Raw genomic sequence first — 12,667 nt, 5'->3', positions numbered from 1 at the left:
CTCAGCCCCTCGGAACGTCCGCTTGCCGCCTCGACGATCGAACGGGCTCGCCCAACAGGCCAGTCACAGCTCCGCACGAGCGCTCCTCCCCTCCACGTCCAGCAAAATCAATAACTTAATCCGATAAGGAACGGGTCGATCCAAAATCGACGCCTCATGCTTTAAACCGTCCGCACAATGCTTCCACCTCGTCGCGAGGAAAGGGCGCATGGCCAGCGACCATTTGCGGCGGCGGGGGGCGGTCGAGCGGGCGCGCTCTTCGGCGCGGGAAAACTCCGCAACTGCATCCCTCTGGCGGCGGTCGGCCCTGGAACACAGAAACGACGTGGGATGTCGGGCCGAAGAGGCGGCAGGCGGCTGGAAACAGCCGCATCCGGGATCGGGCTACGCGGCCTGACCCGCCCGTCGGAGGCTTCAAGGGTGTCGGGGTGCGAACAGCATCACGGCGTCACGCTTCCGGATAACGATCGCGCGGAGCGTCGGGCTTCGTCGAAACGGTATTTCTATTTTCCAACTCCGGACGGATGTCCGGCGCTCCGCATCCCTTTCCACGCCTTCAGCGGCCAGCCGCGTGAAGCCGATGAAACATGTGCCCTTCCCGTCAAGGGGAAGGGAGGATTCCCCAAATACCCGATCACCGCGCGGGGACTCCGAATGGGAAATCCCGCGCGTCCGCGACGTCGTGACCAGCATCCTAACGGACGTCGTAAACAGCCCTTAACGCTCTTGAGGCACAACATGGCGTTTCGACCGGTTCCGCCGGTCCCGAGATACGTTGTTGAGTTCGGAGACTTTTGATGGCGCGAGCCGCGCGGCGATCCACGACGGAGCTCCTCTGGGATGCGATCCGTTACGGCTGGGTCCAGCCCTGGACCGCCCGGTTCCGGGGCGGGATCATCACCGTGATCGGCGCCGTCCTGCTGCTGGCCATCGCCACCTACAACGCCACCGACCCCAGCCTCAACGCCGCCACCGGCGAGCCGGCCCGCAACGCCTTGGGCGCGCCGGGCGCGGCGATCGCCGACCTGCTGATGCAGTCGTTGGGCCTGTCCGGCTGGGGCGTGGCCCTGTTCATGCTGGTCTTTGGCGTCACCCGCGTGGCCCAGGCCGACCCGGACGCCGAGCGCAAGGACCTGCGCCAGCGCGCCGGTGTCGGCGTCCTGGGCCTGCTGGCCTTGTCCGCGACTCTGGCCGCGCCCCCGCCGCCGGCGATCTGGCAACTGGAAAAAGGCCTGGGCGGCTTCTGGGGCGACGCCCTGCTGCACATGGTGGCCGGCGTCCTGCGCTTCGCCCACATCCCCGGCGCGACGATCGTCGCCGCCCTGTTGTTCGCCGTCGCGGCCATCGTCGCTCTGGGCTTCGCCATCGGCGTGCGCGAGGTCGACCCCGACGCCCTCCACGCCGCCGTCAGCAACGCCCTGCAGCCGCGCGTCCGCGCCGAGCCGGAACCCATGCCGGAGCCAGCCCCCAAGCCGGCCCGCGCCAAGCGGGAAAAGGCCGAGGCCCCGCCCAAGCGCGAGCGGCCGGGCCGCCTGCCGCCGATCGACGCCGATGACGATGACGACGAGGCCGTGGTCGCGGCCACGCCGACTCCGGTGTCCCGGCGCGCGCCCGAGCGGGCCTACACCCCGCCGCCGGCTCAGGACGACGAGGACGATTTCGAGGATTCGCTCGACGCTCGTCCGATGGCGATCGCCAAGCCCAAGACCGTGCCCGAGGAGTTCCGGGCGCGAGGCGCGCGAGCAACAGAAGGCCTTCGACTTCGACGACGAGGCCGGCTTCCAGCTGCCCGAGCTGGCCATGCTGGCCAAGTCCAAGCCGCGCTCGTCCGAAGTCGACGCCGCCGCCCTGCGCCAGAACGCCCGCCTGCTGGAAAGCGTGCTGGCCGAGTTCGGCGTCAAGGGCCAGATCGACCAGATCCGCCCCGGTCCCGTGGTCACCATGTACGAGCTGGTGCCGGCCCCGGGCGTCAAGACCGCCCGCGTCGTGGCCCTGGCCGACGACATCGCCCGCTCGATGAGCGTGATCTCGTGTCGCGTGGCCGTGGCCCAGGGCCGCAACGCCATCGGCATCGAGATGCCGAACTCCAAGCGCGAGACCGTCTATCTGCGCGACCTGCTCTCGAGCGCCGACTACGAAAAGGCCAGCCAGATCCTGCCCATGGCGCTGGGCGAGACCATCGGCGGCGAGCCCTATATCGCCGATCTGGCCAAGATGCCCCACCTGCTGATCGCCGGCACCACCGGCTCGGGCAAGTCGGTCGGCGTCAACGCCATGATCCTGTCGATCCTGTACAAGCTGCCGCCCGAGAAGTGCCGCTTCATCATGATCGACCCGAAGATGCTGGAACTGTCGGTCTATGACGGCATCCCGCACCTGCTGGCCCCCGTCGTGACCGATCCGAAAAAAGCCGTCGTGGCCCTGAAGTGGACCGTCCGCGAGATGGAGGACCGCTATCGCCGGATGTCGAAGATCGGCGTGCGCAACATCGGCGGCTACAACGAGAAGGCCAACGAAGCGCTGGACAAGGGCGAGCACTTCGAGCGCACCGTCCAGACCGGCTTCGACGACGCCGGCCGGCCGATCTACGAGACCGAGCAGATCCGTCCCGAGGCCATGCCCTATCTGGTCGTGGTCATCGACGAGGTCGCCGACCTGATGATGGTGGCCGGCAAGGACATCGAAGGGGCCGTGCAGCGCCTGGCCCAGATGGCCCGCGCCGCCGGCATCCACCTGATCATGGCCACCCAGCGCCCGTCGGTCGACGTCATCACCGGCACCATCAAGGCCAACTTCCCGACCCGGATCAGCTTCCAGGTCACCAGCAAGATCGACGCCCGCACCATCCTGGGCGAGCAGGGCGCCGAGCAGCTGCTGGGTCAGGGCGACATGCTCTACATGGCCGGCGGCGGCCGCATTACCCGCCTGCACGGTCCGTTCGTCTCGGACGGCGAGGTCGAGCAGGTCGCCAAGTTCCTGCGCGACCAGGGCATCCCGCAGTACCTGGAAGAAGTCACCGCCGGCGGCGACGAGGAACAGGAAGAGGCCATCGAGGGCGCCTTCGCCGGCGAGGGCGGGTCCAACGACCTCTACGACCACGCGGTGGCCGTGGTCACGCGCGACCGCAAAGCCTCGACCAGCTACATTCAGCGCCGCCTGCAGATCGGCTACAACCGCGCCGCCTCGCTGATGGAGCGAATGGAGAAGGAGGGCGTCGTCGGCGCGGCCAACCACGCCGGCAAGCGCGAGATCCTGGCTCCGCCGCCGCCGCCGATGTAGGAAACCTTGGCCGTGCGGGCGCGTTCCTGACGCTCCCAACCTGAACGGCGCTTCATCGGGGCGCCGGAAAATGGCCTTGCGACGGCCTTCGCGCAGGCAAAGGTTGCCGCTAAGGAGTTCGCATGAACACTCGCCGTTTCCTTCTGGCGGCCGGCCTGGCCGCCGCCATCGCTTCTCCGGCTCTGGCGCAGGGCGCCAAGCCCGTGCCGGCCACCCTGACCGCCGAACAAAAGGCCCTGCTGGACAAGGCCACGGCCTATATCCAGGGCCTGGGCTCGGCCAAGGGCCGCTTCGTGCAGACCGACGCGCGCGGGACCCAGACGCAGGGCGCCTTCTACATGCAGCGTCCGGGCAAGGCGCGGTTCGCCTATGACCCGCCAGCCGGCCTGCTGGTCGTCAGTAACGGCAACAATGTCAACATCTTCGACAGCCGGCTGAAGACCTATGAAAGCTATCCGCTCAGCAAGACGCCGCTGAACCTGCTGCTGGCCCGTGAGGTCCGCCTTGATCGCGGCGTGATCATCACCGACATCCGGCCGCTGGCCGACGGCTTCACCATCGTCGCCCAGGACGCCAAGCGCCAGGCGCTGGGCCGGATCTCGATGGACTTCTCCAATTCGCCGGTCGGCCTGATGGGCTGGACGGTCACCGACATCAAGGGCGGCCAGATTCGGGTGCGCCTGATCGATTTCGCCGAGACTTCGGCGCTGGATCCCAAGCTCTTCGTGCTGACGGATCCCCGTCGTCGGGTCGGCAAGCCCTAGTTGTTCCTGGGCATAAGCTCGATGCCAGGCTGAATGTGACATTACCACAACAGGCAAGAATCAACCGATCTCGGGGTTGACTTAAAGTTTTGAAGTGGCATATTTAACACGCATGGCGAAGAGCGACCGACCCGCGCTTCGCAAACCGTGCCGGATCCTATCCCCTCCCGGCGGCGGCATGAGAGACTAGACTTTCGCCCCAACGCCCCTGCGTTGGGGCGTTTTCTTTTAGTGCGCCGGCCCCTCGGCCGGCTGAGGGCCCCTGCGTTGGGGCGTTTTTCTTTTCAGGCGTCGGCAAACCCCCTAAAGCCAAGCCATGCGCCTTCGTATCGCCACCTGGAACGTCAATTCCGTCCGTCTCCGCGCCGAACAGGCCGCCCGCTTCGTCGACGAGCAGGCCCCGGATGTCCTGTGCATGCAGGAGATCAAGTGCCAGGAGGGCGAGTTCCCGCACGAAGCCTTCGAGGCCATGGGCCTGAAGCACCTGAAGATCGCCGGCCAGAAGGGCTGGCATGGGGTGGCCATCGCCTCGCGCCTGCCGTTCGAGGATGTCCCGACCCTGATGAACTGCCGCGAGGGCCACGCCCGCTGCGTGGCGGTCAAGGTGGCGGGGGTCGACATCCAGAACTTCTATATCCCGGCCGGCGGCGACACGCCCGACCGCATCGGCAATCCGAAGTTCGACCACAAGCTGGACTTCTACGAGACCCTGACCGCCGCCCTGAAGAAGCGCGACCCGAAAGCGCCGCTGATCGTCACCGGCGATCTCAATATCGCGCCGGGCGAGAACGACGTCTGGAGCCACCGCCAGATGCTGAAGGTGGTCAGCCACACCCCGGCCGAGCTCGAGGCCTTCGACGCGATGATGAAGTCGATGGACCTGCTGGACCTGCCGCGCCTGGCGACGCCGGAGCCGGAGAAGCTGTTCAGCTGGTGGAGCTATCGCGCCGCCGACTTCCGCAAGTCCAACCGCGGCCTGCGCCTGGACCACATCCTGGCCAGCCCCGGTCTGCGCGACGCGGCGATCGTGGACGGCAAGGTCTCCTCGCGCGTCCACGACACCGTCCGGGAATGGGAGCGTCCCAGCGACCACGCCCCGGTGACGGCCGACCTGAAGATCTAGCGGATCGGAGCCGGGGCCTTCATCGCCAGGATCTCGCGCGTCTTGCGCGTGATGCCGTAGAGCATGCCCTTGTCGCTCTCGTCCCAATCGATCGCCTGGCCCTCCGCCTCCATGGGCAGGGTCGCCAGATGGTCCAGCACGCCGCCGCCTGCGGGCAGGGCGACGACATAGAGTTCGGGAAGGTCGTGGCCGCTGAGATAGAGCCGCCCGTCCGGCCCCCAGCCGCCGCCCGAAATGCTCATCGGCTTGATGCGCTCCAGGATCGAGGCGGGCAGAGCCCAGGCCTCGAGGCGACGCCACTGGGCGTCGAACTTGACCAAGGTCGTATGGCGATGGTCGCGCGGAGGCTCGCCGCCCTTGCCGTCGTAGTTGGCGAACATCGCCCACCAGAAGCCGTCGCGCCGATCCACCCAGGTGATCGACCCCGCGCCCATGCCCAGGGCGACGCTGCGCCGGTGGGCCAGGGTGACGGGATCGAACATCTCCACCGTGCTGACCTGGGGCACGCCCGGGAAGTTCGAACTGGCGCAGACCAGATCGCCGCCGATCAGGGCGCACGAATTGATGTGCGGGAAGCGCGACTTCTCGCCGACCCACTCCGCTCTGGTTTCGCCGGTCTTCTTGTCCAGGCGCGTGATGCGGAAATTGCTGACCGCGTAGACGTCCTTCGGCCCGACCGCCACGCCCTGACTGGCGGTGCTGGCATAGCGCCGCACGGTCTCGAAGCCCACGGCCTCGAGACCGGGGGGTGAGGGGCGGGCCGGAGCGGGTTCGGCGGCGGCGACCTGGAGGCCCGCCGCCAGGATCAGGGCGATCGACATGGTCTGGTTCCCGATCAGAAGTTGAAGCTCGCGCCGACCCAGTAGGTGCGGCCATAGTTGGCCCATTCCTGCAGGTTGCGGCGCTTGGGACCCGTCACCTCCTGGCGGCCGGTATTGGACAGGTTCTGGCCCTCGACGAACAGGCTGATACGGTCGTTCCAGCGCCAGGATAGGCTGGCGTCGAACACGTGACGACCTTTCCAGTACTGGTCCGAATTGACGTTGCCGTCGTTGATCGTCTCGAGCTGGCCGCCGATATAGTTGTGCGACACCCGGGCCTCGAACGGACCGCGCTGATAGTAGATCGACTCGTTGGTGGTGATCTCGGGCTGCTGGAACAGGCCGGTCACGCGCGGGCCGGTCGAGGTCAGGAACGTGAACTCGGTGTCCAACCAGGTGACGTTGCCGTTGAAGCCGAAGCCGTCGAACGGCGCGGGCAGAAAGGTGAAGGCCTGCTGCACGGCGAACTCGACGCCCTTGATCTTGGCGGTCTCGGCGTTGCGCGGGGTCGAGATCAGCACCGTCTCGATCCCGCGGCCGACGTCCATCTGGGCGGTGGAGGACAGGGTGAAGATCTCGTTCTTGATGTCCTTGGAGAACACGGCCAGCGAAACCATGCCGTCCGTCGGATAGTATTCCAGCGACAGGTCGAGGCCCTCGCTCTCGCGGGCCTTCAGGTCCGGATTGCCGCGCGACAGAGTGGGCTGGCTGCCATCGAAACTGAGGTTTTCCGTCGCCGCCAGCGAGCCGTAGTCTGGACGGCCGATCGTGTTGGTCCAAGCCGCCCGGACGATCACATCGGCGCGTGGCTTCCATTGCAGGTGCAGGCTGGGCAGCCAGTTCCCATAGCTGCCGCTGTTCGAGACCGGCGTCAGGACGCCCGCCGTGGTGCGCACGGCGTCGGACTCGACCTTGGTCCGCTCATAGCGGACGCCGCCCAGCACCGTCAGGTCGCCGAACTGGTAGCTGCCCTGGACATAGCCCGCCTGCACATCCTCGCTGACGTCGTAGTTGCCAGTCGGGGCGGTGACCGTCGTCGTGAAACGGGCGCGATTGGCGCGGAAGAAGGCCATGGCCGCGTCGGCGTCGATGCGCGGCGTCAGAAGATAGCGGCCGGCGATCAGTTCGCTCGGACCCGGCTTGTCGACCTCGGCCAGGGTGTAGGTGAAGCCCGTTCCCGCCCGATAGTTGACCTGCGAGCTCCGGAAGTCCCGGTCGCTGGAGCGCAGCACGCCGCCGAACTTCAACTTCCACGCGCAGCCGTCGTCATGGGCGAGATCGAGCCTGGCCTGGGTGGTGTTCTCGTTGGTCTTGGTCAGGGCCTGGCGATGCTGCTGCAGCACATAGTTGGCCGGATCGCGCATCGCCGCGTCATTTACCGACGTGAAGATCGGGAACAGCGGATTGGTGGTGTCGTAGGTGAAGGCGTAGTTGGCGCCCTGGGCGTCCACCGTGCGGAACTCGACCGACTCGTTGGGCACCTTCAGGCCGGCCAGCGAATAGACCAGGTCCCCGCTCGCCTTCCAGCCCTTGGCGAAGTCCCACGCGAAGCCGGTTCGCGCCAGGCCGATCTCGCGGGTGGTGATCGGCTGGTTCAACTGGATGATGCCCCGGCCGCGGGCGAACGAGCCGCTGGTCTGGGTCTGGTTGGCGACGTTGCCCAGAGGCTCGATGCGATATTCGATCCGCTCCTCGTCGTCTTCCATGCGCGAGGCCAGGACCGAGGCGTCCCAGCGGAAAGCGTCGCTAGGACGGTATTCGATCTTGGCGTTCACGCCGCTGCGCTGCTTGGTGTTGTTGTACCAGAACAGGCGGACCTGGGTGGGCACCTGGATGCCGTTGCCGGTCGGAGACCCCGACGGTGTCGGCGCGCCGGCGGCGGTATATTCGCGGACGCTGGGGTCGGCGGATTCGACTTGTGGAATGTCGTAGTCCAGCTGCTCTTGAGAGGCGCCGATCACGACGCCCCACTGATCCTCGGCCCCGAAGGTGCGGCCGGCGGCGAAGGCCAGGCGGTACGAAGGCTTGTCGTTGCGCACGTCGCCGCTGCGCTCGTAGTGGCCGTAAGAGGCCATGCCGTTGAAGAACGGACGCTTGGCGTCGAAAGCGCTGCGGGTGGTGACGTTGATCACGCCGCCGATGGCGTTGCCGTCGTTCTCCGGCGTCACCGTCTTGATCACCTCCAGCCGGCCCGCCATCACCGAGGGCACGATGTCCATCGGCACGGTGCGGCCGCTCTCGTCGACCGAGGCCAACAGGGCCCCGTCGATGGTCGTGCGGTTATAGGTCGAGCGCAGGCCGCGGATGACCGGGAAACGCGGCTCGCCCTGGTCTTCCATGACCGAAATGCCGGGGATACGGCGCAGGGCGGCGGCGGTGTTGTGGTCGGGGAGCTTGCCGATGTCGTCGGCCGAAACCACGTCCGAAACCACGAAGGCCTCGCGCTTCACCGCGATGGCGGCGCGTTGGGCTTCGCGCTGGCCCGTGATCACCACTTCTTCGACGGCGGTCGAGTCCTGCGCGAAGGCGGCCATCGGCGCGCACAGGGCGCTGGTGGCCAGCAGGCCGGCGATCAGATTCTGAGACTTCGACACGGGACCCCTCCAGCGTTTCGGATGGCTGGGCGATAGGGGGTCTTGGCGACAGGGAGGCGAAGGTTCCGTCTCGTTTCGACGACAAGAAAACTAGGATTTCTCTACAGGCGACGCGCCGTTCGCGCCGGCCGTGTCGTCAGCCCTCGGCCGCGACGATCCCCTGCTTGATCCAGAGCGCCGAGTCCTTGAGGTTCTTTCGGATCCAGGCGGCGTGCAGTTCCCGCTCGGCGTCGGTCGAGCGGGGCGCCAGCGGGCGGGGACGGGCGCCGTACGAGCCCTGGATCGCCGCCGAGACCGACAGGGCCTCGACATGGGTCAGTTCCAGGGCGCGTTCCTTGCCGCCCTGCAGTTCCAGATAGACCTCGGCCAGCAGGTGCGAGTCGATCAGCGCCCCGTGCTTGTCGCGGCTGTCCAGGCTGATCTTGAACCGCTTACACAGCGCGTCGAGCGAGTTGTACATGCCCGGAAAGCGCTTCTTGGCCATGGCCAGGGTGTCGATCCAGCGCTCCTCGTGGATCGGCGCGCGACCGCACTTCTCCAGTTCGAAATTGACGAACGAGCGGTCGAAGGCGGCGTTGTGGGCGACCACGACGCTGTCGCCGACGAAGTCGATGAACCTGTCGGCGATCTCGTGGAACTTCGGCTTGCCCGTCAGGAAGGCCGACGACAGGCCGTGAACCTTTTCGGCCTCGGCCGGCATGTCGCGCAGCGGGTCGCAATATTCATGGAACGAGCGGCCGGTCGGCATGAAGTCGACCACCTCGATGCAGCCGATTTCGACCAGGCGATCGCCCGTCTTCGGATCGAAGCCGGTGGTTTCGGTGTCGAGGATGATTTCCCGGGCCATGTTTCTTCAATGCCGCCGTTCGGGGCGGGCTTCAAGCGGGGCTGGGAGTTCTCAACAGAGTCAGAAGGTCGCGGACCTGGGCGTGGGCGTGCTCGACGCCCTGGCTCGTGTCGATCACGAAGTCGGCGCGGGCGCGCTTCTCCGCGTCGGGAGTCTGGCGGGCCAGGATCGCCTCGAACTTCTCCGGCGTCATTTCGGGACGGGCCAGGACGCGGGCGCGCTGGACGTCGGCAGGCGCCGAGACCACCACCACCTTGTCGACCTTCTTCTCGCCGCCGGTTTCGAACAGCAGGGGGATGTCCAGCACCACGATCTCGTGGCCCTCGGCCTGGGCTTTCTCGAAGAAACCGATGCGATGAGCGCCGACCAGCGGGTGGACGATCGCCTCCAACTTGGCCAGGGCCTCGGAATTGCCGACCACCTGGGCGCTGAGCCTGGCCCGGTCGATCGCGCCGTCGACGACCACGCCGGGGAAGGCGGCCTCCACCGGTCCGACGGCTGCGCCGCCGGCCGCATAGAGCGCGTGAACGGCGGCGTCGGAGTCGTAGACCGGGACGCCCTCGGCCTCGAACAGGGCCGCGGTCGTCGACTTGCCCATGCCGATCGAGCCGGTGAGACCGAGGATCAGCATGTCAGGCCTCGCCCAGCAGCTTGAGGGCGATGGACCGGACGTCGACTTCGGCCGGCGGGGCGATCCCATAGAACGCCTCAAAGCTCGGGACCGCCTGGCGCAGCAGCATTTCCAGTCCGTCGACCGTGCGGCGGCCCGCGGCCTCGGCCCGACGCAGGAACTCGGTTCGCAGAGGCTTGTAGACCATGTCCATGATGACGGCGGTTTTCGGCGTCAGGGTCAGGTCGGCCGCCGGACCCTCGCCGCCGCCGAGGCCCAGGGCGGTGGCGTTGATGACCAGGCCGGCCTCGGGCAACAGGCCGGGCAGGGCGCTGTCCTCGGCCGCGACCACCTGCGGGCCGAACGCCGCGACCAACTCCCGAGCTCGGGCGAGCGTGCGATTGACGATCGTGATCCGCGCCGCGCCGGCCAGCAGCAGGGCCGCCACAGCGCCTCGCGCCGCGCCGCCGGCGCCGAGGATCAAGACCGGCGCGGCCGAGACGTCAAAGCCCTTCGCCTGCTCCGCGATCGCGCCCAACAGGCCCGGCCCGTCGGTGTTGTCGGCGTGGATCGAGCCGTCCGCCGCGAAGATCAACAGGTTCGCCGCGCCCGCCATCCTGGCGAGATCGCTAGCGTGGTCCGCGACCGCGAGCGCGCGTGCCTTGAAGGGTATGGTGACGTTGAGCCCCCGAATGGCGCCGCCTCGGAAGCCGTTCACGAAGGTCTCGAAATTGTTCACGCCCGGCGAGAACGGGATATAGGCCGCGTCGAGGCCGGCCGCGGCGATCCAGGCGTTGTGCAGCGCCGGGCTCAGCGAATGCTTGATCGGCGCGCCACAGACGCCGCCGACGATGGCGGCTCCGGAGATCGTCATGCGGCCAGGGCTCCATGAAGACGCAGGAAGTCGAGCAAGCCGATCAGCGGCAGGCCCAGGATGGTGAAATAGTCGCCGTCTATGGCGTCGAACAGCTGAACGCCCTCGCTCTCCAGCTCGTAGCAGCCGACCGACCACAGCAGGGCTTCACCGCGCCGCTCCATATAGGCGTCGAGCCAAGCGTCGCTGAACGGCCGCACCGACAGCTTGGCGCTCTCGACGATCCGCCAGATCGGCTGGCCGTCGCGGGCCACGACCACGGCCGAGTGCAGCTTGTGGGTCGTTCCGCGCAGTTCCAGCAGGCGTTCGCGGGCCTCGTCCAGGGAATTGGCCTTGTCGACCAGCCGGCCCTTGAGATCCAGAGTCTGGTCGGCGCCGATCACCAGGCCCGGCCGCCTGGTCGAGACCTTGACCGCCTTCATCTCGGCCAGGGCGTCGGCGATGTCGCGGGGCGTGACGTCCTCGGCCAACAGGCCGGCCTTGGCGGCCTCCTCGTCGACACCGGGGCTGACCGCCTCGAAGGCGACGCCGGCGTTCTTCAGGATCATTTGCCGCGCCGAACTCTTGGACGCGAGCGTTACAGGGGTCATCCGAGAACCTCGACCTTGCCGCGGCCGCCCGACAGCAGGTTGATGATCGCCGCCGCCGTCTCCTGGAACGGAGCGACGGGTGATGTCGATGACCGGCCAGTTCATTCGCTCGAACAGGCGGCGAGCGGCGATGATCTCCTGGCGCACGGCGTCGCTGTCGACATAGTCGCTCTCGCGGCTTTCCTTGAGGGAGAGCAGGCGGTTGCGGCGGATCTGGATCAGGCGATCGGGCGAGGTGATCAGGCCGACGATCAGGGTGTTCTTCAGCTCGAACAGATCCTGCGGCGGCGGCCGGCCCGGGACCAGCGGCACGTTGGCGGCGCGCACGCCGCGGTGGGCCAGATAGATGCAGGTCGGAGTCTTGGAGGTCCGCGACACGCCGACCAGGATGACGTCGGCCTGGGTCAGATCCTGTCCGCCCTGGCCGTCGTCGTGGGCGATGGCGTAGTCCAGCGCCTCGATGCGGTCGAAATAGTCGTTGGTCAGGGCGTGTTGGGCCCCGACCCGGGTCGAGATCCGCGCGCCAAGATAGCGGGACATGGCGCTGATCACCGGATCCAGCGCGGCGATACAGGGCATTTCCAGCTTGCGGCACCCTTCTTCCAGGGCCGTGCGCAGGTTCGGGTCGACGATGGTGTGCATCACCACGCCGGGCGCGCCGCCGATTTCCTCCAGCGCCCGGTCCAGCTGACGCGTGGAACGGACAAGCGCGTAGATATGTTCGATAGGAAGAATGTCAGTGAACCGGGCGCAGACCGCGCGCGCCATGGCGTTGAGCGTCTCGCCCGTGGAATCGGACACCAGGTGGATATGGAAGTAGGTGGCGAAGCGCGGCGGCAGCCGTTCCGCTTCCCCCTGAGCCAGACTCTCCTGTGGATCATCCGTTAACGGTTGTTTAACCACTTGTCCTGCCTCTGGGGACGCCCGGGCGCCGAATGGCCCAGGAGGCGTCGTGTCATGGCGCCGCTGTGATCAACGGTCGCATTGCCCGCGTACCATCCCCAGGCTCGCCCCGCATCCCCCGATAAGTGAATCCCGACTGTCCAAGGCTCGGGACAGAGTCCCGCGACGGGTCTTTCTCCCGCCTCCGCGCATTAAGAATTCATTAAGACCTTCAAGGCGCTCGACGGTCTGTCCACATGATTAACAGATCCTTAATCCCATG

General features: G+C 67.2%; 8 protein-coding genes and 3 pseudogenes. 3 read left to right on the top strand and 8 right to left on the bottom strand.

The genetic code is table 11. The features are described 5' to 3' along the window. Window positions 1-161: 161 nt before the first annotated feature. Window positions 162-248, bottom strand: a pseudogene (locus ACHMW8_RS07750) (hypothetical protein); the annotation flags it as partial. Between the two features lie 530 nt (window positions 249-778). Here ACHMW8_RS07750 and ACHMW8_RS07745 point away from each other — a divergent pair. The 3 genes and pseudogenes from ACHMW8_RS07745 (at window position 779) to ACHMW8_RS07735 (ending at window position 5,166) form a co-directional block, all read left to right on the top strand. Then, window positions 779-3,279: pseudogene (locus ACHMW8_RS07745) on the top strand (DNA translocase FtsK 4TM domain-containing protein). A gap of 122 nt (window positions 3,280-3,401) precedes the next feature. Further along, the gene (locus ACHMW8_RS07740; RefSeq protein ID WP_125158933.1) at window positions 3,402-4,043 is read left to right on the top strand and encodes an outer-membrane lipoprotein carrier protein LolA; all 642 of its coding nucleotides are present in this window, start codon (window positions 3,402-3,404) and stop codon (window positions 4,041-4,043) included. 316 nt (window positions 4,044-4,359) lie between these two features. Continuing rightward, window positions 4,360-5,166, top strand: a complete 807-nt coding sequence (locus ACHMW8_RS07735; protein WP_395445183.1) for an exodeoxyribonuclease III — start codon at window positions 4,360-4,362, stop codon at window positions 5,164-5,166. Here ACHMW8_RS07735 and ACHMW8_RS07730 read toward each other — a convergent pair. The 7 genes and pseudogenes from ACHMW8_RS07730 to ACHMW8_RS07700 form a co-directional block, all read right to left on the bottom strand. Further along, the gene (locus ACHMW8_RS07730) at window positions 5,163-5,987 is read right to left on the bottom strand and encodes a hypothetical protein (protein ID WP_395445182.1); all 825 of its coding nucleotides are present in this window, start codon (window positions 5,985-5,987) and stop codon (window positions 5,163-5,165) included. The two genes, ACHMW8_RS07735 and ACHMW8_RS07730, sit on opposite strands and share 4 nt — an antisense overlap. Window positions 5,988-6,001: 14 nt before the next feature. Beyond that, a complete protein-coding gene (locus tag ACHMW8_RS07725) occupies window positions 6,002-8,581 on the bottom strand; it encodes a TonB-dependent receptor (RefSeq protein WP_395445181.1) in 2,580 nt (859 codons plus the stop codon). 136 nt (window positions 8,582-8,717) lie between these two features. Next, window positions 8,718-9,428, bottom strand: coding sequence for a DNA polymerase III subunit epsilon (gene dnaQ, locus ACHMW8_RS07720; RefSeq protein WP_125158937.1), 711 nt, complete (start codon window positions 9,426-9,428; stop codon window positions 8,718-8,720). Window positions 9,429-9,459: 31 nt separating this feature from the next. Further along, complete coding sequence (gene coaE, locus ACHMW8_RS07715; protein ID WP_125158938.1) at window positions 9,460-10,059, bottom strand: dephospho-CoA kinase; 600 nt, start codon at window positions 10,057-10,059, stop codon at window positions 9,460-9,462. A 1-nt stretch (window position 10,060) separates the two neighbouring features. Further along, window positions 10,061-10,912: a shikimate dehydrogenase gene (aroE, locus tag ACHMW8_RS07710; RefSeq protein WP_395445180.1), complete on the bottom strand. Its 852-nt coding sequence runs from the start codon at window positions 10,910-10,912 to the stop codon at window positions 10,061-10,063. After that, complete coding sequence (locus ACHMW8_RS07705) at window positions 10,909-11,502, bottom strand: Maf family protein (protein WP_395445179.1); 594 nt, start codon at window positions 11,500-11,502, stop codon at window positions 10,909-10,911. Before ACHMW8_RS07705 ends, aroE begins: the two co-directional genes overlap by 4 nt. Further along, window positions 11,499-12,405, bottom strand: a pseudogene (locus tag ACHMW8_RS07700) (pyruvate, water dikinase regulatory protein). The gene ACHMW8_RS07705 and the pseudogene ACHMW8_RS07700 overlap by 4 nt, the downstream one beginning before the upstream one ends. Window positions 12,406-12,667 lie beyond the last annotated feature (262 nt).

It is taken from the genome of Caulobacter sp. UC70_42, from assembly GCF_044056025.1.
In the GTDB taxonomy this organism is placed as follows: domain Bacteria; phylum Pseudomonadota; class Alphaproteobacteria; order Caulobacterales; family Caulobacteraceae; genus Caulobacter.
The sequence above is the reverse complement of the archived record's forward strand: the minus strand, read 5'-3'. Positions and strand labels throughout refer to the sequence as shown.

What these genes read in the sequence shown, in the direction of transcription:
- ACHMW8_RS07740 (WP_125158933.1), top strand. Translation starts at nt 3,402, where the DNA reads ATGAACACTCGCCGTTTCCTTCTGGCGGCCGGCCTGGCCGCCGCCATC.
- ACHMW8_RS07735 (WP_395445183.1), top strand. Translation starts at nt 4,360, where the DNA reads ATGCGCCTTCGTATCGCCACCTGGAACGTCAATTCCGTCCGTCTCCGC.
- ACHMW8_RS07730 (WP_395445182.1), bottom strand. Translation starts at nt 5,987, where the DNA reads ATGTCGATCGCCCTGATCCTGGCGGCGGGCCTCCAGGTCGCCGCCGCC.
- dnaQ (WP_125158937.1), bottom strand. Translation starts at nt 9,428, where the DNA reads ATGGCCCGGGAAATCATCCTCGACACCGAAACCACCGGCTTCGATCCG.
- coaE (WP_125158938.1), bottom strand. Translation starts at nt 10,059, where the DNA reads ATGCTGATCCTCGGTCTCACCGGCTCGATCGGCATGGGCAAGTCGACG.
- aroE (WP_395445180.1), bottom strand. Translation starts at nt 10,912, where the DNA reads ATGACGATCTCCGGAGCCGCCATCGTCGGCGGCGTCTGTGGCGCGCCG.
- ACHMW8_RS07705 (WP_395445179.1), bottom strand. Translation starts at nt 11,502, where the DNA reads ATGACCCCTGTAACGCTCGCGTCCAAGAGTTCGGCGCGGCAAATGATC.